18 protein-coding genes are annotated in these 23276 nt (G+C 43.3%); 10 read left to right on the top strand and 8 right to left on the bottom strand.

Annotated elements, in window-relative coordinates; genetic code table 11:
• Positions 1-2 precede the first annotated feature (2 nt).
• A complete protein-coding gene (locus R8G66_04970; GenBank protein ID MDW3191689.1) occupies positions 3-581 on the bottom strand; it encodes a sigma-70 family RNA polymerase sigma factor in 579 nt (192 codons plus the stop codon).
• Positions 571-2583: an SUMF1/EgtB/PvdO family nonheme iron enzyme gene (locus R8G66_04965; protein MDW3191688.1), complete on the bottom strand. Its 2013-nt coding sequence runs from the start codon at positions 2581-2583 to the stop codon at positions 571-573. The genes R8G66_04970 and R8G66_04965 overlap by 11 nt, the downstream gene beginning before the upstream one ends.
• Positions 2584-2786: 203 nt before the next feature.
• Between R8G66_04965 and R8G66_04960 the strand changes: the two genes are divergently transcribed.
• Complete coding sequence (locus R8G66_04960; protein ID MDW3191687.1) at positions 2787-3851, top strand: Gfo/Idh/MocA family oxidoreductase; 1065 nt, start codon at positions 2787-2789, stop codon at positions 3849-3851.
• Here the strand turns inward: R8G66_04960 and R8G66_04955 are convergent.
• Both R8G66_04955 and R8G66_04950 read right to left on the bottom strand, forming a co-directional pair.
• Positions 3843-4541, bottom strand: a complete 699-nt coding sequence (locus R8G66_04955) for a hypothetical protein (protein ID MDW3191686.1) — start codon at positions 4539-4541, stop codon at positions 3843-3845. The two genes, R8G66_04960 and R8G66_04955, sit on opposite strands and share 9 nt — an antisense overlap.
• A 42-nt stretch (positions 4542-4583) precedes the next feature.
• Positions 4584-7403 (bottom strand): triple tyrosine motif-containing protein, encoded by a 2820-nt coding sequence (locus R8G66_04950; protein ID MDW3191685.1) that lies wholly within the window; start codon positions 7401-7403, stop codon positions 4584-4586.
• A gap of 270 nt (positions 7404-7673) precedes the next feature.
• Between R8G66_04950 and R8G66_04945 the strand changes: the two genes are divergently transcribed.
• The 7 genes from R8G66_04945 (at position 7674) to R8G66_04915 (ending at position 14506) form a co-directional block, all read left to right on the top strand.
• Entirely contained in the window at positions 7674-8507 is an 834-nt protein-coding gene (locus tag R8G66_04945) for a PKD domain-containing protein (protein ID MDW3191684.1), read from the top strand.
• 12 nt (positions 8508-8519) lie between these two features.
• Positions 8520-9713: a family 16 glycosylhydrolase gene (locus tag R8G66_04940; protein MDW3191683.1), complete on the top strand. Its 1194-nt coding sequence runs from the start codon at positions 8520-8522 to the stop codon at positions 9711-9713.
• A gap of 139 nt (positions 9714-9852) precedes the next feature.
• Positions 9853-11376 (top strand): arylsulfatase, encoded by a 1524-nt coding sequence (locus tag R8G66_04935; protein ID MDW3191682.1) that lies wholly within the window; start codon positions 9853-9855, stop codon positions 11374-11376.
• 65 nt (positions 11377-11441) lie between these two features.
• The gene (locus R8G66_04930) at positions 11442-12389 is read left to right on the top strand and encodes a phosphoribosylaminoimidazolesuccinocarboxamide synthase (GenBank protein ID MDW3191681.1); all 948 of its coding nucleotides are present in this window, start codon (positions 11442-11444) and stop codon (positions 12387-12389) included.
• A gap of 31 nt (positions 12390-12420) precedes the next feature.
• The gene (locus R8G66_04925) at positions 12421-12798 is read left to right on the top strand and encodes an STAS domain-containing protein (GenBank protein ID MDW3191680.1); all 378 of its coding nucleotides are present in this window, start codon (positions 12421-12423) and stop codon (positions 12796-12798) included.
• 3 nt (positions 12799-12801) lie between these two features.
• A complete protein-coding gene (locus R8G66_04920) occupies positions 12802-13722 on the top strand; it encodes a ribonuclease Z (GenBank protein ID MDW3191679.1) in 921 nt (306 codons plus the stop codon).
• A complete protein-coding gene (locus R8G66_04915) occupies positions 13712-14506 on the top strand; it encodes a queuosine precursor transporter (GenBank protein ID MDW3191678.1) in 795 nt (264 codons plus the stop codon). The genes R8G66_04920 and R8G66_04915 overlap by 11 nt, the downstream gene beginning before the upstream one ends.
• A gap of 10 nt (positions 14507-14516) precedes the next feature.
• Here R8G66_04915 and R8G66_04910 read toward each other — a convergent pair whose 3' ends face one another.
• The 3 genes from R8G66_04910 to R8G66_04900 all read right to left on the bottom strand — a co-directional run bounded on the left by R8G66_04910 (position 14517) and on the right by R8G66_04900 (position 18395).
• A complete protein-coding gene (locus tag R8G66_04910) occupies positions 14517-15179 on the bottom strand; it encodes an ABC transporter ATP-binding protein (GenBank protein MDW3191677.1) in 663 nt (220 codons plus the stop codon).
• 217 nt (positions 15180-15396) lie between these two features.
• Positions 15397-18063 (bottom strand): ABC transporter permease, encoded by a 2667-nt coding sequence (locus tag R8G66_04905; GenBank protein MDW3191676.1) that lies wholly within the window; start codon positions 18061-18063, stop codon positions 15397-15399.
• On the bottom strand, positions 18060-18395 hold the full coding sequence (locus tag R8G66_04900) for a PadR family transcriptional regulator (protein ID MDW3191675.1): 336 nt from the start codon (positions 18393-18395) through the stop codon (positions 18060-18062). The genes R8G66_04905 and R8G66_04900 overlap by 4 nt, the downstream gene beginning before the upstream one ends.
• 211 nt (positions 18396-18606) lie before the next feature.
• On the opposite strand from R8G66_04900, the gene R8G66_04895 reads away from it, so the two are divergent.
• Positions 18607-19824 carry a hypothetical protein gene (locus tag R8G66_04895; GenBank protein ID MDW3191674.1) on the top strand — a complete coding sequence of 406 codons (1218 nt, stop codon included), beginning with the start codon at positions 18607-18609 and terminating at the stop codon, positions 19822-19824.
• A gap of 16 nt (positions 19825-19840) precedes the next feature.
• Here R8G66_04895 and R8G66_04890 read toward each other — a convergent pair whose 3' ends face one another.
• Positions 19841-21616, bottom strand: a complete 1776-nt coding sequence (locus tag R8G66_04890; protein MDW3191673.1) for a S41 family peptidase — start codon at positions 21614-21616, stop codon at positions 19841-19843.
• A 99-nt stretch (positions 21617-21715) separates the two neighbouring features.
• On the opposite strand from R8G66_04890, the gene R8G66_04885 reads away from it, so the two are divergent.
• Positions 21716-23266, top strand: a complete 1551-nt coding sequence (locus R8G66_04885; protein ID MDW3191672.1) for an L-serine ammonia-lyase, iron-sulfur-dependent, subunit alpha — start codon at positions 21716-21718, stop codon at positions 23264-23266.
• Positions 23267-23276 lie beyond the last annotated feature (10 nt).

Below are 23276 nucleotides of genomic sequence, written 5' to 3'. Positions count from 1 at the left end.
TGTTATCTCTTTAGGTGCATCAGGGTTTCGGTCAATCCTTTTTTAATATAAAACAACCTGGACTTAATCGTTCCCTCGGAAACTTCATAGTGCGCGGCCAATTGATTGATACTCATTTCTTGTTGAAAACGAAGTAGGAAAAGTTCACGTTTATCTTCATCCAGTTGATCAAGGGCACGCGAAAGGGCATCGCGCTTTACTTCCAAATCTATTTTCTGATCAATCGTAGAAAATTCAATGCCTTCAGACTCCAAATGGGCCAGGTACTCTCTCTGGAATTGGCGCTTTCGATACATATTTTTACACATATTGATCGCAATCCGAAATACCCATGGTTCAAACGCAAAACCTTGCTTGAACAATTCAGGCTTTTCAATCAACTTGGCAAAGAGATCGTGTACTTGATCTTCTGCCAATGCTTCTTCCTGCCAGAGCATCCTTAGGAAGAAGGCCTTTATCCGGCCTGCATAACGGTCATAAATCACCGAAAAAGCCCGATGGTCCCCGTTTTGCACGAGGACCATCAGCTCTTCTGATGACTTGCCTTTATAGTTGGTAAAGAATCCCAACTTACTCTTCAATTACGTCCATAAACAACCGGATTCCGACCGAAATATCCGAACCTTCATAACGATTGATACTTGTGATGGTACTTTCTTCCGCAGGGTGGTTCCAGCTCCCTCCCATCGCAATTCCATTCAAATTGGTCATTTCTGCTACATTTCCTACGACATCATATAGCCCCATGTTGTTGGCGAAATAGGTCATAATCGGTGACGTCAATGTAAATCCGTCTCCTTTGATACCAGCGGGACACGAAATTTCATCCGGTGCTTTGATATTCGCCAGGTAGCATTTGTGCTCATTCGTAATGCTATTTCTTTGATCAAAGCGAGCCATAGCCCACGGGTAATCCACCTGATATTGACTTAAATCATAGGTATTCGTTATCTTCTTCTTTCCCTGACGACTGTGAACAATAACCTGATTTTCAGATAACTCCCAACTTTGAAAGGCTTTGTAACCCAATGCTGCAATGGTCCACTCTTGTCTTGTAGGCAATCTGAACTTTACTTTCTTATACTTCCTCGAAGGTTGATTGTTGTACTGAAAGGTCAACCACTCACAATAAGCTTTGGCAGCCTCATGACTCATGTCCATTGCAGGATAGTCATTGTAGCGCTTCATGTAAGTCTTTTCGACTTTTGACTTCTGGGCTTCGGAGTTGACTGGACTGTAGTGATAGTTGTCTAAAAAGGAAGCCGTCAACGGATCGTACTTAGACTTATCTACGACCGATTTTTCATAAATCTCTTTGTATTCATTTCGATACAGGTAATCCAGGAAAAACCAGTAGTCTTTATTAGATACTTCGCTATCAGCAGCATATAGGTTCCCTTTGACTTGCTTCATTCGTTTGTCAAAGACCTTCGTAGGGATTTCCACCACTTTAAAAACAGCAGGTTCGGCTTTTGATCGTCCCTGATCCATCAATTTCTGAACCCGATCTTTAAGGTCTGAACGTTCGGCCACTTCCAGGATCTGCTCTCTCCACTTTTCCGCATTGGCCTGATCACCAATCTCATCGTAATACTCTTTTAGGAGTAGAAAGGGTACAATGTAATTGGTCTCGTATACGCGTCCTGTAGAAGTTTTAGGCTCTCCATTAAAATTTACCGTTAGGTAATCCATCAGGAATTTCTGCTCTACATTTTGTTGTAAAACCTGATAATTGTCGAATTCATTTTCGGTATGCATGGAAGCTAACCCAACTACATATAACCGCTCTTCCACTGGGATCAAATCTTTATTTGAAAGCGTCAGTGCATAATAAAAGTCTTTGTTCGGATTGGCCAATGGCAATTCTCTAAGCAATACTGATTTCTCGATATTCCCAGACGCATTCAATCCTTGCAATTGATTCTCCTGCATCCAGGCGCTAAGGAACTCACGATGTTCAGTAAGGTCCAAATTCAACACTTTGACATCCGTTCGAACGCCCATCACATCTTGCAATACCCACAAGGGGATCGTACTATGCTCGCCTTCTACCACCAGGATACCTTCTTCTCCTGTAGACATGAGTACGTTATAAGAGTAATTGAGCAAGCTGGGATAGATGACTTTAGCATCATAGACCATTTTAGACAATTGTGTTCTCTGATCCGCATCAAGCAGTACCTCTGCCAGCATGATCTCTTCAGCCAGAAACGATTTCGCGCCTTGATCTTGTCTGATGGCTTCTTTCAAATAATTCACGCCATTGGCATTCCATCCATTGGATCGAAACTTCACATAATTGGATTCCCGTGATTCAGGAAATAAAGTCTCAATCTCTGACTGTATCTTTTCTAATTGCCCCTGAGTAGCTTTCCCAAATGAAGCTGCCTTGTAATATTCTAACCATCCGTTTTTGTCCTCTGGGTTTCGGGCGAGAAAATCCATCCATCTTTCGCCAGTTTGTTGGTACCAACTGAGACTTTTAAGCTCAGTCAACTTGCTTGGTATTTCTTCTGGCCGGTTTTCAGCAATTGATGTACCCATCATCAGAACAAATAACAGCATACAAATTATATTTTTCATCTCATTCAACTTTTGTAGTGTGGTGACAACATCCCGGGATCGTCGATGGGCTATACACTTGACTAAGAAGGAGGTTCAATAAATTTCGAAAAAAAATTTAAATATGTCCGTTTTTAATCACATGGAAGTCTTTTGAAACATAAACCCATCCGATTTGAATTGGCTTTTTCACATAAAAGGGAAGAAAATCAGAACTTTAACCCATGGAAAAAGTCAGGGTACTGGTAGTTGGATGTGGCAATATGGGCACTTCACATGCACGGGCTTATCACCAATTGCCTGATTTTGAAATAGTAGGACTCGTCAGCAGAAATCCTGCATCCAGAGAAAAATTATCTAAAGAACTAGGTGGATTGTCTACCTATGATAATTTTTCACATGCACTGCAAGAAACAAAACCAGATGCGGTATCAATCAATACCTACCCGGACACACATGCCGCTTACGCAAAAGCAGCATTGAATGCTGGTGCACACGTATTTCTGGAAAAACCGCTCGCTACTACCGCGAAGGAAGCCCATGAACTGATTGACCTTGCTCATTCTTCCGGAAGGCAGCTTGTGATTGGCTATATACTACGCGTACATCCGGCATGGAAGGAATTTGTAGTCAGCGCCAGGAATTTAGGAAAACCACTGGTGATGCGTATGAATCTCAATCAACAGAGCTCCGGTCCACAATGGGAAACGCATAAACAGCTCATGCAATCTATGTCTCCGATTGTGGATTGCGGTGTTCACTATGTGGACATCATGTGTTCAATGACTCAATCCAAACCTGTATCCGTTTTTGCCAATGGAACTAGGTTGAGTGATGAAATTGCGCCAGACATGTACAACTATGGTCAACTTCAGGTAAAATTCGAGGATGGGTCGATTGGCTGGTATGAAGCTGGTTGGGGCCCTATGATGAGCGAAACTGCTTTTTTTATTAAGGATGTGATCGGACCTAGGGGAAGTGTCTCTATCTCTGATCAGCCTAAAGGGGCATCTGATGATATCTCGGGACATACCCAAACCGGGGGCTTAAAAATCCATCATGGATTGCTCAATGATTCCGGAGAATTTATAAAACAGGATGAGTGGATAGGTATCAAAGATGAGCCAGACCATGATGAGTTATGCTTATTAGAGCAGGAACTCTTTTCTAAGGCGATAAGAGAACAAATAGACCTATCAGAACATCATCAGGCGGCAGTAGATAGTTTGAAAATTGTTTTGGCAGCTGATGAATCTGTTCGTACCGGGCAAGTCATTTCATTATCGTGACTTTCTCAAGTTGTAGATCAGTTCCATCGCATTGTTAGATAATCGAAGTTCTTCTCCAAAGAACCAGGCATCCCAGGCGGTATTATGCCCCTGGAAATAGACCTTACGATAGCGGGTATTGATCGTCGCTGCGCCGGATTCATAGTGATCGGGCCCAGCAATGGCATATTCTCCGTTTTCAATTTTCATCCAGGTATCAGTCAATTGTTCCGAGTCGCCCTTTTCCCTGATCTTGTACAATTCCCATCTGCCCTGGATGGCATCCTCAAATGCCTGGAAACTCGGGATGGATTCGACAGGAGTAAATGTCAATCGGGTGTTCAAAAATCCTTGACGGTATCCACTGTAATAAGGCGTTTTCCCATAATAGCCTTTACCTGTTAATCTGATTTTTTCTCTAAGAATCTCTAAGGCCCATTGTTTATTGAACCAAACCACATCTGTGCTCTTGAACAAGATCTGACTTCCGTTGATATCATAAAAGCCTCGCACATCTCCTGTTCGCTTAGCGACAGCAAAACTGCCATCCGGATTCATTTGTAAAAAATAAGGAGAGTGAGGTTCTTCTACCCCATCTACTTCAAATACCTCCAATTCCCACAGTCCCTGTAACTTTTCTGTTTCTACGGTTGATCGACAACCCATTAGGCAAGCTATACCCAATAACAGCATCAAACTCCTGACCATCATTTTGTCCTGTTTATGCAAGCTTAATGCATAAAAGGGTTATAATCAATTAGCACTTACCATTGCTTGTTCTGTTCCGTATTTGATCATGAAATCCACAAGGTTTTTATCGTGGTTCAAGGCCAGTTTCTTTCTCAATCGGTAACGTGCAATTTCCACTCCACGAACAGATATCTTCAGGAGATTGGCAATTTCCTTAGTGGTCATATTCATTCGCAGATAAGCACAAAGTTTCAAGTCTTGTGGTGACAAAACTGGATAATCTGACTGAATGGTCTTCAGAAAATCACCATGTACTTCATCAAAATTGATCTCAAACTGTTTCCATGCCCGGTCCTGATCAATGTTTTTATCAATGTCCTTGACCAAACGATTAAGGTTTTTCATGATCACAGCATCGCCATCGAGGGATTTTTTGATCTCCAACAAGTGCTGTTTGATCTGATTCATGAATTCATTTTTATCGATCAGATGCATGGTCGAGGTAGCTAATTCTTTTCGCTTAGTATTGACCTCTGCTCTTAATTTCTCATTGCGTAATTGAATGAGTTCTTTGTCCCTCAAATCCAATTCTTGCTTTTGCTCTGCGATGAGTCGTTTTTGGATACGTTTATGTCTTTGACGATACCAGTTGGCACTGAAGAAAATCGTCATAACGATGGATAAGACCATAATGCTATAAGCGATGGTCGTTCTGAACCAGGGAGGATCCACTTCGAATGCATAAGATGTCATTGGAGAAACATTGCCCAGTGCATCCTTGGCCTCTACCTGAAACTCGTAATCTCCTTCGTATAGATTGGTGAATTCCTTGAATGTAGCACCCGACCAGGAAGACCATTGTTCGTCTTTGTAACCAACAAGTCGATATCGGTATTCACAGTTATGAAATTGATAATCGATCGAAGAATAAGTAAAAGCAACAGAGTTTTGATGATAGGGAAATGAAACTTCTCCCGTGTGATCAAAACCTCCATAACCTCCATAGAGCACACTATCCGCATGTATGGAATAAACAGACCTAATCAACACATTGATCTCCTTATTCAACAAGCCATAATTATTATTGTAATGTAAGAATCCTTCATTAGCAGAAAACAAGATATTATTTTCATCGATAACTGAAACCTGAATCAGGTCATCGTTTAATAAATGATGTACACCAATAAAGGGGTTCTTGTCCATACTGATCCCCGTCCATTGACTGGATTTCATCACAGCTGAAAAATCTCTGGTGATCACAAAGGTTTGATCATTCGAAACTGGCTTTATGATTCGTGTATGTTCTCCATGACCAATCAGGGTATCCAAAAATGTATGTCGTTCAAACATTTCCGTGGCTTTGTCAAATTGGTAAACCCCTGTCTCACCTGTAAAAACCAGACCTTCAGAAAGGGAAAAAACATTGTTCAGGTATTGTGACGGCAATCCGGATTCCGGACCGAAATAACTAACTTCCTTGATTTGATCATAGCTTTTGCTCATACGAAAGCGGTATACACCTCTGTATCCATGAGCCATCCAGAGGTCGCCAGACTGATCAAATGCCAAGACGCGTGAAGACTCACCAAAACCTTCATAACGTTTAACCACTTGCCATTCACCATTCTTTCGGGATAAGAGCCCCAATCCTTCATAAGTCCCCGCAATGAAATATTCAGGATTTTTCGTAGGAATCACGGACCACCAACCTTCTGATTTTTCGATGGGTTCGATGCGCCCATTTTCCACTAAAAACACGCCTTCATGCGCTGAAACAATGATCTGACCATCAACTTTCTGGATGGTATTGATCTGGCCTTCGATCCCTTCTACTCTCTCAAAAGTCGGAAATGGCATATCGCCAACATACAAACCCGTATTTGTCCCCAGATAAAGTTTGTCATTGGACATTTGAGCCGTGTAGCCTGTTCCTGGCACATTGAGGTTACTATTGATAAAACTGAACGGGTATGACCATGAAATTCTTACAATGTTATTGGTCATGCTTAACCAAAGTGATCCATTGCGATCTTCAATTACATCGTACACCGTGTGCCCTACCAGGCCATTGTTTTCGTCCATATGCAGGTCCAATGCTCCCGTTTCACTATCAATAATGAACAGACCTTTTGCAATAGTGGCAATGGCAATGCTTCCATTGAGCAATCTTATGGCCTTCGAAATATCTGCATCTTCCAGTCGTTTAACCAAATCAGCATTCAAAAATGGCTTTTCCTGATCCCCATCAAGCATTTGGATCCCTTGCCTTGAAACCCATAACTCGCGATCATTCCCCAGATCGACAATCGAAACTAGTCCTCCGGTCATTTTGGGCTGACGAGGCCTTACGGTCCACTTTCCATCCTTCCACAAATGCACGTCTGAGAATTTATGTTTTGTGAGCAATTCTCCTTTGTACTCCAGTGCAAACCCAGGTTCAATGGAAGATTCTATGAACGTGATCTGCTCATCTTTAAAAAAATACGTCCCACCCGTCGTGGTAAAGCTGATCCCATATTCGGTATCACAAATTTTCCAAACATCCTCAAAACTTCGATGATCTTCCGGAATGAGGTCTGTCAACGAATTATAACTCAGGAAACCATTAGCTCCCGGAGCGAAATATCCAAATTCATTTTGAGCACCTACATAGACCTTCCCGCTGGTATGAGGATATACGGATCTCACTTTGGTTCCCCCATCTATGCTATCCGTATGCCAATACGTACCATCGAAACTTAGCAATCCAAAATTATTGGCGATGTAGATCAATCCTTCCTCTGATTGACGGATCTGATAATTTTGACCACCAGCGGAATAGTCTTTAAAGCTGTAAATCTCGATCGAAGGCAAACCCAGGAATTGACCTTTCAAGGGATTCATCAGGATCAATAACGCAAGACATAAACATCCTTTGATAATACCAGATAAGTGAAATATGGTAGAGAACAACGATGTAGTGGACCTTAATCGGAATGCTAGCATTTAATCAAATGAAAACGTTGATTTTCTCAAATTTAAGCCCATTTAATGAATAATGATGTAGTAGTGAGAAAGTAAGAATTAATAATTGATGTAGCCATGAGCAATAAATAAATGTCATTTATCAAAATTTTGAAAACATATTTGAGCTACACATTAAAACGAGGAGTTATGAAAACAATAACATTGACGAAAAGATTATTAATGTTGACACTAGTAATAGGAATCCTGGGCGTAACCAGTTGTTCTGATGACGAGCCTAGTGTTGATGCACCAAATGCAGCGTTTACTTCTGCAGCTGACGGACTAACCGTAACATTCACCGATGGTTCTGTTGGAGCTGACACTTATAGCTGGGATTTTGGTGATGGTAACAGTTCTACTGATGCCTCTCCTACCCATACATACGCAGAAGGCGGTACTTACACAGTAGCATTGACTGTTACTAACGCTGGCGGATCTGATACTGAATCAGAAGACATCACTGTTGAAGCTCCTTTCGCAAGTAACCTTGTTGGAACGTGGAGAGTAGCTACTGAAGAGGCAGCACTAGCTGTTGGTCCTTCTCCAGGAAGCGCTGACTGGTGGTTCCTTCCAGCTGGAGACTTAGAAGCCCGAGCTTGTTATCTTGATGATGACTATGTATTCGGAGCTGACGGAACTTTCAGCGTGAATCAAGGAGATCAGACTTGGGTAGAAGCATGGCAAGAAGGTGTTGATGCTGATGGTTGTGGTGCAGGTGTTGCTCCATTCGATGGCAGCGGATCTTACACATTCTCTGCAACGTCTTCAGAAATAACAGTAACTGGTGAAGGAGCCTTCATCGGACTGGCAAAAGTGACCAACGCAGGTGAACTTGCTACTGAAAACGTACGTAATGATGTGCCTCTTCCTGCATCAGTAACCTACAACATCGCTGAATTCGCAGCTGATGGGAACTCTATGACCCTTCAAATCGATGCGAATGGTGTACACTGGCAATACAGATTAGTAAAAACTAACTAATCAATTGATATAATGCGCCGTTTATTAGGCCTTATCATAGCGGGAATCCCCCTTCTCTTCGCCATTTCTTGCGGAGAGGATGGGGATTCCTCTATTACACCCACTGTATCGGTTTCCGGAGGGAGCATAACAGAGGAGGACATTGACGTTACCCTTACAGTAGACATTAACCTTTCTCAAGCGTCTACTTCTGACATTTCAGTAGAAGTTTCAACAATCGAACGCACTGCAACAGCTGAAGATTTCACCCCAGTAAATACGATCGTTAGAATCAATGCAGGTGAGACTTCTGCATCCATTGACATTACCATTCTCGGTGACGATCTTACTGAGGATGACGAAACTTTTCAGGTTGTACTGTCAGATCCATTCAATGCCACACTGGGTGTTGAAGCGGCAACATTTACCATCAGAGATGACGACCCTCATGAATTTAGCATTCCAACGACGGGTTTTGAATCTCCTACAAGCTACGATGGCATGACTCTGGTTTGGGCAGACGAGTTCGATGGAACTGACATCAATTCGGATACTTGGTCCTTTGAAATAGGTGATGGATGTGCAGAAGGCATCTGCGGTTGGGGTAACGTTGAATTGCAATATTATCAAGAGGAAAATGCAAGTATTGTTGATGGAAATCTGGTCATTGAAGCCCGACAACAACCTCGTGGAGGAAGATCTTACACCTCCAGTAGAATGATCAGTAAGGACAAAGTTACCTTCCAGTATGGCCGTATTGATATACGGGCAGTAATGCCAAGTACACAAAGTATGTGGCCCGCATTATGGATGTTAGGCGCCAATATTGACGAAGTGGGATGGCCCGCATGTGGTGAAATCGACATCATGGAAATGGTTGGTGGCGGAGAGGATGATGAAATTACTCACGGTACAATCCATTGGGACAACAATGGCTCATATGCCAATTTCGGAAGAAGTTTTCGAAATACTTCGGGTAAACTGAGTGAAGAGTACCATGTTTATTCCGTCGTTTGGAACGAAGAATCAATCACCTGGTTATTTGATGATGTACAGTATAATGTAGTTGACATTACTCCCGATGCATTATCTGAATTCCAAAATGAATTCTTCATGATCCTGAATATTGCCGTAGGAGGAAACTGGCCTGGTAATCCTGATGAAACTACTTTGTTTCCTAACTGGATGATTGTGGATTATATCCGATACTTCCAGGAAGCGAATTAAAGATTCTTTTTTTAATCATAATCGATAAAGCACCGGATGCGCATTTTGCCGTTCGGTGTTTTTTTGCTACCTACCTCTACTCTATCTTATTTTTTGGAGAGAAGAACACTTCTACTATCTTGTTCGGAAATCACCGAATATGAGGGCTCTTTCCGTACTTTTCTTATCCTTTATTTTCTTCACTTGTTCATCACCCAAGCACACTGAGCAACCCCCCAATGTCATCATTTTCCTGGCAGATGATTTGGGATATGGAGAGATCGGCATTCTGGGACAGAACAAAATCAAAACGCCACACATCGACGCACTTGCGAGCAGTGGTATGCTTTTCACCAATCATTATTCAGCGGCTCCCGTTTGCGCCCCTGCCCGCTACATGCTGTTGACTGGACTACACAGTGGCCATGCATTTATTCGGGGAAATGATGAATGGGCGGAAAGAGGCCCAGTCTGGGACTACCGAAAAGCCTCTGCTGATCCAACACTTGAAGGTCAGCGCCCGATACCAGCAAATACGGTTACACTTGCCAAATTACTTCAACAAAATGGCTATACAACCGGCCTATTTGGAAAATGGGGACTTGGGGCTCCTAACACGGAAGGTGCGCCTAACCTACAAGGATTCGATACCTTCTATGGGTACAACTGCCAGCGACAGGCACACAACCTATATCCCCCACACCTATGGCATAATGACAAAAAAGATTTGTTAAATAATGAAGTGATTCCTCCACGCACCCCGCTGGATTCCCTGGCCGACCCACTGGATGAGGCAAGCTATGCCAGATATGCGCAACCCGATTATGCTCCTGAAAAAATTCACGAGCAGGCAATGGCCTTTCTTGATGATCACAAAGAGGATCCCTTCTTTCTCTATTACGCCTCTCCACTGCCCCACTTGCCCTTACAAGCTCCTGTAGCATGGGTAGACCGATATCGAAAGGAATTCGGGGAAGAAGATCCCTACCTCGGAGATCGGGGTTATTTTCCTAATCGATACCCTAGGGCCACTTACGCCGCCATGATCAGTTATCTCGATCATCAATTGGGGGAGATGGTAGCAAAACTGAAAGCTAATGGCAACGATAAAAACACCGTCATTTTCCTTACCAGTGACAATGGTCCTACTTACACGGGAGGAGTAGATTTTGATTTCTTCGAAAGTTCCAAACCCTTCACCAATGGATATGGCTATACCAAAGGCTTCGTCCACGAAGGAGGCATTCGCGTACCTTTGATCGTCAATTGGCCAGATCAGATCGCTGCAGGTGCAGAGAACCAGCACATTTCTTCCTTTTATGATCTCTTGCCTACAATTTGTAAATTGACAGGCAGCAAGATCACTGCACAGGTGGATGGGATAAGCTTCGCTCCAACCCTATTCAATAAGTCACAACCGAAACATGACTATTTGTATTGGGAATTCCCAAGTTACAAAGGGCAACAAGCGGTAAGAATGGACCATTGGAAAGGCATTCGCAAAAACATGCAGGACGGTAATCTCAATATTGCTCTATATGATCTACGAGAAGACGAAAAGGAACAACAAGATGTGGCTGCTGACCACCCAGATGTCGTGGCGAGCATCTTGGAGATCATGGAAAAGGAACATGAGCCTTCCGAAAACGAAAAATTTAAAATCGCAGCGCTTGGAGAGAAATGAGGATTTAAGTGTTCTTAAAAAAATAGCGCATTGCCATTTGCGGAAGACCTCTATCTTTGCCGCCGATGGAAAACGGAATCGCTTCAACCACATTTCAATTCCCTGGCCAGACAGACAAGTACACAGGCAAAGTTCGTGAAGTCTACAGCTTTGGTAAGCACGTGGCCATGGTGGCCACGGATCGCATTTCTGCTTTTGATGTGGTTTTGCCACGCCCTATTCCATTCAAAGGTCAGGTACTGAACCAAATTGCTGGTCACTTTCTGACAAACACAAAGGATATCGTCCCGAATTGGGTATTGTCCATCCCCGATCCAAACGTGACTTATGGCTTGAAATGTGAGCCCTTTCCTGTAGAAATGGTCATCAGAGGTTATCTCGCAGGCCACGCATGGAGAGAGTATAAGGCAGGCAAAAGGAAAATTTGCGGAGTGGATATGCCCCAAGGCATGAAAGAAAATGATCGTTTTCCGGTACCCCTAATTACACCGACCACCAAGGCCCATGAGGGACATGATGAAGACATCTCCCGGGAAGTCATTCTTTCTCAGGGCTTAGTTAATGAGGAATTATATTTCCAGTTGGAGCGTTATACCCGTGAGCTATTTACCAGGGGTACGGAAGAAGCCCAAAAGAAGGGATTGATCCTGGTTGACACCAAGTATGAATTTGGTCTTTATGATGGCCAAATCTATTTGATCGATGAGATCCATACGCCTGATTCCTCCAGGTACTTTTATGCGGACTCCTATCAGGAACTATTAGATAAGAATCAACCGCAGAGACAGTTATCGAAAGAGTTTGTTCGGGAATGGTTGATGGAGCATGGTTTTCAAGGGAAAGAAGGACAGACGATGCCAACGATGGATGATCCGTTTGTAAACTCCGTATCAGCACGTTATATTGAGCTCTTCGAAAAAATCACAGGAAGAAAATTCGAAAAAGCACCACAAGAAGACATCAGCACACGTATAGAAAATAACATCTTAAAAGCGATTCAGGAAGATCTCTGATTCGCGACAAAGAAGCCTTAAATCAAACAAAATGAAATTTTCAGTAGATAGACAAGACAAATACACCATCATAAAACTGGATGAGGAGAAACTGGATACAACCATCGCACCTGAGGTAAAATCCGAGTTGGTGAAATTAGAGTCAGACGGTGTAGAGAACTTGATCATCAACCTGGGTAATGTCAAGTATTCAGATTCTTCAGGATTGAGTGCTTTGCTGGTGGCCAACCGACTCTTCGGCAATAAAGGTTCTTTTGTACTTTGTGAGGTACAGGAGCATGTATTGAAATTGATCAAAATCAGCCAATTACATAAGGTAATGGAAATCACCCCTACCCAGGAAGAAGCGGTAGATATGGTATTCATGAACGCACTGGAAAAAGGATTCAACGACGAATCGGCAGAATAAGACTTGTCGATCGCACTACAAATACTCGGCTCGAATTCGGCCGCCTTCGCTCACGGTAGACATCAAACTTCTCAAGTCCTTAAAATACAGGACCAGTATGTCTTGATCGATTGTGGAGAAGGCACGCAACTGCTGATGCGTAAACATCAGGTGAAGATCTCCAAGATCAACATCATCGTGATCAGTCATCTTCACGGAGATCACTATTATGGACTCATTGGGTTGTTGTCTACATTGCATCTTTTTGGGCGAAAGAAGGACCTGATGCTTATAGGACCTCCCGGATTGTCAGATGTGATCAGCCTACAATTGAAGTATTCAGAGACTTCACTGAACTTCAAAATCAACTTTACCGAGTGGGAACCGGGCGAAACCCGACTGGTTGTAGACCACCCTAAGTTCACGATCACGACCATTCCTCTGGAGCACAGGGTTCCCTGTTCAGGTTATCTGTTTCAGGAAAAGCCAAAAAAACGTCGCATCGACAAGACCAGACTTCCGGATAAACTTCCACCTTCGGAAATCTACAAGCTTAAATGCGGAGAGGACCTGACGGACGAAGCAGGTAATATTCTTCACAAAAACGAAGACGTGACGCTAGATCCGCTACGAGCATTGAGCTACGCTTTTTGTTCGGACACCCGCTACAAACCGGAATTGATCACAAACATTCAGGGAGTAGACATGTTGTATCATGAGGCCACCTTCACCAGCGAAATGGAAGAAAGGGCCAAAAACACCTATCATTCTACGGCAAGACAAGCAGCTACTTTGGCTAAAGATGCCCAGGTAGGGCGATTGTTGATCGGACATTTTTCTACGCGTTACAGAAATCTGGAACCGGTTTTGAAAGAAGCCCTGGAAGTCTTTGAAAAGACGGAAATCGCTGCTGAAGGTCATATCTTTGAAATTGATGAGCAATAACGTCGAAAAGAAAAAACAGAACTTATTCATCATCCTTACTGCAATCTTTCTGACCAATGCGGTGCTCGCAGAAATGATTGGCAATAAGATCTTCTCTTTTGAAGAAACCGTGGGCTTAACACCCAATACCATCAATATTTTTGGGTTTTATCCTAGTTTCAACCTTACTGCGGGGGTCGTGATCTGGCCAGTTGTTTTCATCTTCACCGACATTGCCAACGAATATTTTGGCAAACGAGGTGTCAGAAAGATGTCCTTGTTAGCAGTAGGTATGATCACGTATTCCTTCTTCGTGATCTGGATTGTATCAGGCCTGAGCCCTGCTGAATTCTGGCTCAATGTGAATGCAACGGATGATGCAGGAAACCCGTTCAATGTCAATTTTGCCTTTAACAAGATTTTCATACAAAGCAATCGGATCATTGTCGGATCATTAGTCGCTTTTATGGTGGGTCAATTGTTGGATGTATTGGTCTTTCAAAAACTAAGGAAACTGGCCAATGGCAAAATGATATGGCTCAGAGCCACAGGATCTACACTTATCTCGCAGCTGGTGGACAGCTTTGTAGTTTTGTTCCTTGCCTTTTACTTTCTGGCTCCAAGCGGTACCAGTTGGTCGGTGGGACAAGTCTTGTCAGTAGGAACTTCTAACTACATCTACAAGTTTGTCGTCGCCTTGAGTATCACGCCACTGATCTATTTGGCACATTGGGTCATAGATCGCTACCTTGGTGATGCCGCAGAGCAAATTAAGGAAGAAGCCTCTTCTCAAGGCTTCCTCTGACCAATCTGGTTTAACTCGTTACCGTTCCATCCTCTAGTCTGATGGTTCTGGACCCGAACTCTGCATTCTTTTCGGAGTGCGTTACCTGAATGATGGACATACCTTCTTTATTCAGCTCGGTGAAGATTCTCATGATCTCTTCTCCTTGCTCCGAATGTAGGTTTCCAGTGGGCTCATCTGCCAGGAGAAGCTTGGGTTTACCAATGATTGCGCGAGCTATACCTACCAGCTGTTGCTGACCTCCGGACAACTGTTCAGGAAACAGGTCTTTTTTCGCCACCATCTGAAAACGATCAAGCATTTCCGCCACCATGCTGGCACGTTCCTTTTTCTTGACACCACGGTACAACAATGGCGTTTCAATGTTCTCATAAACATTGAGTTCATCGATCAGGTGATAAGCCTGGAAAATGAAACCAATATGCTCCTTATGGATCTTGGAGGTTTTCCTTTCATTGAATTTATGTACTGGCTCATCCAAAAAGTAATATTCTCCGGCCGAGGGTCGGTCGAGCATACCGATCAAATTCAGTAAAGTTGACTTACCTGAACCACTGGGGCCCATGATACTTACGAACTCTCCTTCCTTGATTTCCAGATTGATATTTTTAAGAATAAATACCCTTTGGTACTTTGAATCGACATACTTGTCGAGATTAACCAGCTTGATCATATATGAAAAATTTCCTCAATTTAATGCGCTCAATTTAAGGCTGCAATGTCTAATACCGCACAAGACATGCCATCAAACACAAAGTATTGATTTTCAGGTTTTTAAAATAAAATAAAAGACGTAAAAGTGTCCGTTTTTGTTACAGTTCGGACGATCATTTGTCGCATTTATGGATAAAAATTGTTTCTAGAGCAATCGACCTAAACTGAAAAACACTCTACTCATATCGCAAGGCTTCCACGGGATTGGTCTGAGTAGACCGATAGACCTTGGAACTGATGGCGATTAGGGCGACGATTAGTGAGGCAATCCCTCCTACGGCATAAACCCACCAGGAGATATCAATCCGGTAAGCAAAAGAATCCATCCAATAATCGATGGCGTAATATGCTACCGGTACAGCCAAACAAAATGCGATCAAGGTCATGATCAAAAATTCGCTGGTGATCAAAATGCCAATTTGCAGCACTGAAGCACCTAATACTTTCCTGATGCCCACTTCTTTGGTCCGATGAACAATCGTCAACGAGACCAAACCGAAAAGTCCCAAACTAGAAATAAGAATGGCAATAATTGTTGTGAATCCCGACAGTCTGGAGGTTTGTTGTTCAGCTTCATAGTACTTTCCGATGCTTTCATCAAGAAATTTGACTTCTGCTGGGTCATCAGGGTATACTTTTGACCAATGACTTGAGATTTGTTCTATTGCCTCCTTCATTTCACTGGTTTTAATCTTCATGGCAACAGAACTTTCCCAGCCATTAAGTGGCACGTACATGACAGGCAGGATTTCGGTGCGTAAGGAACGTGTATGGAAATCCTGCATGACGCCTACGATAGTAAAAGACTTATCTTGCCAGCCTTTCAGTGACTCGCCTACCGCATCTGCCGGGTGCTTCAAACCCATTTTCCTCACAAATGCCTCACTAACCACCAATTGATCTTCACGGTCTTCAGATGTCCAGAGCTCTCCGGCCAGCAATGGGATTCCATAAAAATCCAGATAGCCAGGAGCTGCTGCTTTCCGTTCCACTTCTATTTCATACTTTGCTTCGTCAGTAACGTAGGTCAGTATGTCGGTGCTATAACCTCCCCCTCCTGCCGGTGGTCCCTCTTGAAACTGTACTTGCGCAATCTTAGCATCAGACTCCAGGTAATTGATCAGGATTTCCTGTTTGTTCTTAGGCTCTCCCCATGGTGTCTCTAAAAACAAAATATCTTCTTGTTCGAAACCCATGTCTTTCTTCAACATAAAACTCAACTGCAAGGAAGCTGCAATGGTGCAGATGAGGAGTAGCTGCGAAAATGCAAACTGAAAGGAAATGAACATGCGCCGAAAGAATGGGAGACCATGTTTACCCTGAGCATTGTAGGATGAAGCTTTTAAAGCATTAGACGTTTTCACCGACGAAAGTAAAATGGCCGGATACAAACCGGAAAGGATCCCCACCACCAAAAAGATGATTCCTAACAGTAACCAGAAGTACGGGTCTTCCCAGTTCAACGGAATGGGATTGGGCAGAAAGTTTTCGAAATAGATCAAACCAAAATATGCCAGCGGAATCGACAGCAGAACTGCCATAAAAGTGACCACCAGACTTTCTGTTAAAAAACGCTGCAACAGCAGCCCAGTGTTGCCGCCGATCACCTTCCTCACTCCTGCCTCCCTTGATTTCGATGAAACCTGCGCTGATTCGAGATTTATGAAGTTGAACACCGCAATTAACAGCACTGCCAGTGATACCAAAGAAAGGATCAATAAGGTCTGTTTATCCGCGGGAGAGCGATCGCTGAAATCGAAGATTCCGATATCTCCCCAAAAATGAAGTTCGGAGAGCGGCTGCAAATGGAAATGCTTATAATAGGACTCATCCTTTTCTAACTCGGCAACATGCGCATTGGCAGCCTTTAGGAACTGTGCACTGTCCAGGTCGGTAACTGGCTCCGGCATTTTCACCCAGGCCTGGGAATTGCTACTGGTACCACTCCAACCGATCTGATAGCTGTCCTTGATCCATGAGACTCTTGCGGTAGACATGGAGATAACATCTGTAAAGATAAAATCGCTGTTCCCTAAAAATGGTTTAACAATTCCCGAAACAGTAGTCGTCAGGGAATCCTGATAAGTCATTTGCTGTCCTATTACTTGCTCCAATGGCTTGTCTCCAAAGTATTTATTTGCTTGCTCTTGGGTCAAAACCACTTGATATGGTTCATCCAGGGCCGTTTCCTGGTCCCCATGAAGCCATTCATATTGCCTAAAAACTTTGAAAAACATCGAATCAGCAAATATCGATTTGATGCCTTCATACTTTTCGACGGATTGGCCATCAATAGCTGCAGGAGCTCCTTCAAATCGTCTTGTATAAAAAGCCGTTATTGTTTCAAAATCTGATTCATTTTCTCTGAGATACGGTACCAATGCCGTACTAACACCTCGGTTTTGACCATTGAAGATACCAGTAAACCGGGTGTGAATACGATAGATACGATCCCCGTCAGGTATGTGATGATCAAAACTGCGTTCATAATTCACCACATTTATGATGGCGATAAATGCACTGATTCCAATGGCCAGTCCCAGCACATTGATACTTGTAGTAACCTTGTGTTTCCTCAAATTCCGATTAGTGACCTTGAGATGATGTATAAAGAACATAATGAAGCCTGATTTATATTGAGTTTTATTCCTTTTCAAAGCAAAGCGCCGTAAACTCCGAAATACCAGCCACCAGTAAAGCCAGTTGGCCTTTGATTGATTGGAAGCCTCGAGTTGTTCCCACCAGACCTCAAACAAGTCTCCCTCCACCTCTTCCAATCGTTCTTCGGTGCAAAACCAGCGCAAAAAATGCAATGGAAGCTTTGGTGGGGTCTGCGGCATCATCCGAGGTTCTTAAAAGCGATTTCCGGAATTTGATTTCTCATGCTATTGCGCAATTCGTTTGCCTTGTCAAGGGCTACTTTACCAGTCCTAGAGATGGTAAACAATCGCTTTCGCTTCCCTCCTCTGGTCTGGCTCTGCTCTCCCATCCTCGAATCCAGCAGTCCTTTTTCCTCCAACCGATAGACAGCCGCATGCACGGAACTGATGGTGATGTGCCTTTTGGTTTGCTCGATCAATTCCTTTTGAATGGCTACGCTATAGGCATTATCGTAAAGGATGCCCACTGTCAGCAAAACGAGCTCTTCAAATTCCCCCAGATTCGTGCCTTTCATCTTTTCGTTTTCTGATTTATTTCGTAAATGTAAGGAATATATTTCGTTTAATTTCGTATTTGTAAGTAAAATAATTTTGTACGGCTACTTAACCTATCTGCTTGTCCAAACTTTAGCCTGAATCAATCTTTTCAATTTTTGATGAAAAAATCTGACCAAACCTTCTAGCCAGACAAAGTGCCCGTATTACTTTTGCGTAATTTGTCCATATATGAGTCACGACCTTACCCAACGCTTTAGCGACCGTTTGAAAAGACCTAAAAAAGTCAAAATCAACGATTTTAAGTCCAACAATTCACTGGATCACATGATTTTCTCGGATCAGCTGGACCGGGAAACATTAGATCATTTGTGCCATCTTGCCGAGCAGATCAAAGTATTGCGGCGCGATGAAAAAGGCGGTAAATTCCTGAAAGGATTGCTGGATAACAAAGGAGCAGAGCTGTATTTCACGCAAAGTTCTACCCGTACTTTCAAGTCTTTCGAAAAGGCCTGTCAGATCCTCGGACTGGAAATTTCGGAAACTCGAGATACCAGTATTTCATCGGAGTACAAGGGAGAATCTATCTATGATTCTATTCGCATGTACACCAGCTATGCCGACATTCTGATCATGCGGAGTGTTCGCCCTAATCTCGCTGAGTGCTGTGCTTACCTGATGAACGACCTTCATTCCTTCAACAACAAAAATGTGCCAATCATCAATGCCGGTTCAGGAGCAGATGAGCACCCTACACAAGCGTTGCTGGACATTTACACCATCTACCGAAGCTTCGAATTTGCCGACCCGACCAATAAAGGCACTTATGAGTATGATCGTCTACTCAAGAAGTACCCGGAGCTGGAAGAAAAGAAAGGCGGACCAGACAACAAAGTTTATGGATTTTGCGGAGATGTAGGACGCGGACGTACGGTTCGATCTCTGGTTTCCATTCTAGCCAACAACTACAAAAATGTTGAGGTCTACTTCATTTGCCCTGACCATCCGAAACTGGGTGTGCCGGACGCTTTGACTTCACAACTGCGGAATGCAGGCATCAAAGTTCACATCAAAAATGAGCTGAGCGAAGAAGTGGTCGGTAAATTGGATATCCTCTACATGACGCGGATCCAAAATGAGCACAATGACGATGAAATGAACGCTTACCTGACGCACGAACTGAAGAGCAGGTTTTTTCTTACAGAGGACCTGGTTTACAAAATGAAGCGTTACGCCAAGATCATGCACCCATTCCCCCGAAACGAGGAAATCGAGACAGAAGTTGACAAGGACGAACGTGCGATCTACTTCAAGCAGGCGAAAAATGGTGTATGGATCCGAGCGGCCCTGATTGCTCACTTATTGGAGCAGGACATCAAGATCAATAACTATTATCGGGAGTTTACCAAGGACAAGCATAACTACAACGAGGCAGTATTACCGAAGTAGTTTTTAGCATAAACGGCTATTCTTTTTGAAGGAATTGAATAGCCGCTTCCAATTCTTCATCTCTTCCTTCCCGAATTCCCTGAATTGTAGGCCTTACTACTATATCCGGTACTATACCAATTCGTTGAGTTGGTGTTCCATCAGGGTAGTAAACCCCGATACCACTATACAGTAATTTGACCCCTCCGGGCAGAAAGAATTTGGACACATTTCCATCAGCTCCAGCTGTATTATTCCCCATAATAGTCGTATTATGGCCTGCTTTGAAAGCCATGGTAGTATACTCTGCCATGCTTTGAGTAAATTCATTCACTAACACCACGACTTTTCCTTTTTTATAAGGTTGCGTGGTGTAGTACAATTTAGTTGGATCAGTGAATGTAAACTGTCCCGGAATCGACACGCTTCCACTGGTAAATTTGGAAAATGTCCTTGTCTTTTTAATGAAAAATGCGCCTAGATCAAATCCAACATATGTCGAGGGGTAATTACGAATATCCACAATGATCCCCTTCGCTTCTTTGAATGTTTTTCGAAGCTCCCAAACATCATCCTCCGTGATGTTTTGCAAGGTGACATAACCAATGCTATCCTCCAGCCAACGATAAGATGGCCCTTCTACAGGAGGGTAAGATCCGTACCGTTTGAACTTTCCTTTTTCAAATAGCTGCAACTTCAGTTTGCGTGAATTCCCAGAATCCTCCTTGATCGTAAGGGTGATCTCTTTATCATTTGACTTCAACATGTCTGGGGCCATATCCCGCATCAGCGCTCCTTTATTGGATGCTGGATAATAAGGCATTTTTTCCTTAACAATATCAGCCACCAAACGACCATTGATGTGAGTGATTACTGTTCCTAACGACAAATCAATTGTGGCTTTAAATTCGTCTTTGTAGAAATCCGTCACAACTAATTGCCCTTCAACAAAACGGACATGGATTGGTGGCACATATCGTCCGAGCCACTCTACATATCTTTCATCGCCTTCAATGGTCCACCCGTGACTATCCCCAATTTCCGTCATAAATTTCATGATCGATAGTTCGTAAGCCAGCTCATCTTTCGCTCCTAAAAAAACAGTGATGTATTCCTCCAGTACATCATCCCAATTTTTATGCGTTAAATACTTATAAGGAGAAAAATATTCGATGATGTTCCAGTAACGAAAGAGACTTAATAGTCGGTAACCTTCATCCGGATAGGGCATGTGTTCATAGGATAACTCATTGGTCAAGTTTGGATTGCCGCCTCTTGATGGAAAACTAACATAATGATGGGTTGATGGTGGCTCAGACTTCAATATCACCTGCAACCTTTTAGAAACTTCATTATCCAACTCATTGATCCATGAATGGTCCGGATGGAGATAAGCCTCAGGATCGAGTTCACGACAAGTAGCACAATTCGTTACCTCTCCCAGTTTATCCAGCCAAGCTATTAACAGTGCATTGTGGTCCTTCTGTTGCGTCTCTTGAAAAGCTGAAAGGATCTGAAATAATTCATAATCCCAATTGAACGTACCTTTTGCTACTTCGGGGTGGTAGTATTTTAAGAAACCCCAGACCTTTCCAAGAAGTACTAAATCTTTCAGTTGCTGATCTTTAACAGGGTTAAGTAAGATCCCAGATCCGTTAGCATATTTTTCAGTTAAGTCTACTGAGTTATGATCTTGTGCTGTACTACAAGACAGCATTGTTATGAATGTAAGGCTGATCAGGGTTTTCAAGGATGTTTTGTCGGTTTGTAATTGTTGTAAAGACGTGCATGCGGCTGAATTATTTTGCAGCATTTCCCTTTGAATGCATTTTACAACCTTTTTTAACAAAATGCTGCTTTTGACCAAAACCGCTAAATGAAGTAGCTTTGATTAGGTTCAATATCCTTTCCAATGGCCATTTCCAGTATTTTCAATGATGTGATCGGACCAGTTATGCGCGGCCCATCAAGCTCACACAGTGCCGCAGCCTGCCGCATAGGTCTCCTACTCAACGACTTGATGTCAGGGGAAATCACTAGAGTAGAAATTGATTATGATCCGAATGGGTCACTGGTTACAACCCACGAAAGCCAGGGCACGGATATGGGCTTGTACGGTGGGCTGATGGGCTGGCAAGCTGATGATCCTCGGATGATGCATTATCAGGGGCATGTTGCACAATCCGGAATTGACATTCAGGTTAATTACGTTAGTTACGGTGCCACGCATCCCAACAATTACCGGATCAGGATCAGTAATAGCAAAATCAGTCACAAAATCAACGCGATCAGCACCGGTGGTGGCATGATGGAAATCCAGGAGATCGACGGTTCCAATCTCAGTATCTGCGGAGATTTCCATGAACTACTGATATTCAGTCCCAATCCTTCTCAATTGATGAAGTCCATACCGGATAACGATCAATCAGAACCCTTTCTACACAAGACCTTTGTGCAAATCAGGCAATCAATTCCCTTTTCAACGGCTGAGGTCCAGTATTTTGAGGCGCTTACGGATGTACATCAGGTATGTTATTTAAAACCTGTCCTCCCTACCCTATCTCGAAAAGACTTAAAAGTTCCCTTCATCACCTGCAAAGAAATGCTGGAAATAGGCGAACGTGAAAACCTGGAATTATGGGAATTGGCATTAGAATACGAAAGCGCACGAGGCAATGCCACTAAAGAAGAGGTCTTTCAACAAATGCGTAACATCGCTCAAATCATGCAAGCGGGAATAGCAGAAGGTTTGAAAGGCAAGGCCTATGAAGATCGCATTTTGCCGGCGCAATCACCAGGTTTTAAAGATAAAATGGAAGCCAATCAACTGCTCGATGGAGGCATGCTCAACACCATCGTCCTTTTTACCACAGCCATGATGGAAGTCAAGAGTTCCATGGGTGTCTTTGTGGCTGCACCTACTGCGGGTTCGTGCGGTGCCTTGCCGGGTGCTATCCTGGGAGCTGCCGAACACCAGAATGCCTCCGAAGAGGCAGTGGCCAAAGCCCTTCTGGCCGCTGGGATCATGGGCGTTTTCATTTCAGAACATGCCACGTTTGCGGCAGAAGTAGCCGGATGTCAGGCAGAAACTGGCGCAGGTGGCTCCATGGCTGCTGCGGGTTTGGTTAGCCTGATGAATGGCTCTTTACATCAAGCAGTAGCTGCGGCTTCTCTGGCGCTTCAAAACGCACTAGGCATTGTCTGCGATCCGATAGGCAATCGTGTAGAAGCGCCATGTTTAGGAAAAAATGTGATGGCTGCTTCTAATGCCCTGTCCTGTGCCAATATGGCACTAGCCAATTATGAATATTTGATCCCCTACGATGAGGTCGTTCAAAGCATGAAAGAAGTAGGTGATATGATGGCCCATGAATTGAGTTGTACCGGGCTTGGTGGATTGGCAACTACTCCGACTGGTCAGGCAATTCTGAAAAAGCTACAAGGTAAAGCGCAGTATTGTTAATCTTGGATCA

The organism is Cytophagales bacterium (genome assembly GCA_033344775.1).
Lineage (GTDB): Bacteria > Bacteroidota > Bacteroidia > Cytophagales > Cyclobacteriaceae > JAWPMT01.
Note: the sequence above shows the minus strand (reverse complement) of the source record. Positions and strands in the feature narration are given on the sequence as shown.

Excerpts from the sequence above, each read along its gene's own strand:
- R8G66_04965 (MDW3191688.1), bottom strand. The coding sequence starts at position 2,583 with ATGAAAAATATAATTTGTATGCTGTTATTTGTTCTGATGATGGGTACA.
- R8G66_04960 (MDW3191687.1), top strand. The coding sequence starts at position 2,787 with ATGGAAAAAGTCAGGGTACTGGTAGTTGGATGTGGCAATATGGGCACT.
- R8G66_04955 (MDW3191686.1), bottom strand. The coding sequence starts at position 4,541 with ATGATGGTCAGGAGTTTGATGCTGTTATTGGGTATAGCTTGCCTAATG.
- R8G66_04950 (MDW3191685.1), bottom strand. The coding sequence starts at position 7,403 with ATGAATCCCTTGAAAGGTCAATTCCTGGGTTTGCCTTCGATCGAGATT.
- R8G66_04945 (MDW3191684.1), top strand. The coding sequence starts at position 7,674 with ATGAAAACAATAACATTGACGAAAAGATTATTAATGTTGACACTAGTA.
- R8G66_04940 (MDW3191683.1), top strand. The coding sequence starts at position 8,520 with ATGCGCCGTTTATTAGGCCTTATCATAGCGGGAATCCCCCTTCTCTTC.
- R8G66_04935 (MDW3191682.1), top strand. The coding sequence starts at position 9,853 with ATGAGGGCTCTTTCCGTACTTTTCTTATCCTTTATTTTCTTCACTTGT.
- R8G66_04930 (MDW3191681.1), top strand. The coding sequence starts at position 11,442 with ATGGAAAACGGAATCGCTTCAACCACATTTCAATTCCCTGGCCAGACA.
- R8G66_04925 (MDW3191680.1), top strand. The coding sequence starts at position 12,421 with ATGAAATTTTCAGTAGATAGACAAGACAAATACACCATCATAAAACTG.
- R8G66_04915 (MDW3191678.1), top strand. The coding sequence starts at position 13,712 with ATGAGCAATAACGTCGAAAAGAAAAAACAGAACTTATTCATCATCCTT.
- R8G66_04910 (MDW3191677.1), bottom strand. The coding sequence starts at position 15,179 with ATGATCAAGCTGGTTAATCTCGACAAGTATGTCGATTCAAAGTACCAA.
- R8G66_04905 (MDW3191676.1), bottom strand. The coding sequence starts at position 18,063 with ATGATGCCGCAGACCCCACCAAAGCTTCCATTGCATTTTTTGCGCTGG.
- R8G66_04900 (MDW3191675.1), bottom strand. The coding sequence starts at position 18,395 with ATGAAAGGCACGAATCTGGGGGAATTTGAAGAGCTCGTTTTGCTGACA.
- R8G66_04895 (MDW3191674.1), top strand. The coding sequence starts at position 18,607 with ATGAGTCACGACCTTACCCAACGCTTTAGCGACCGTTTGAAAAGACCT.
- R8G66_04890 (MDW3191673.1), bottom strand. The coding sequence starts at position 21,616 with ATGCTGCAAAATAATTCAGCCGCATGCACGTCTTTACAACAATTACAA.
- R8G66_04885 (MDW3191672.1), top strand. The coding sequence starts at position 21,716 with ATGGCCATTTCCAGTATTTTCAATGATGTGATCGGACCAGTTATGCGC.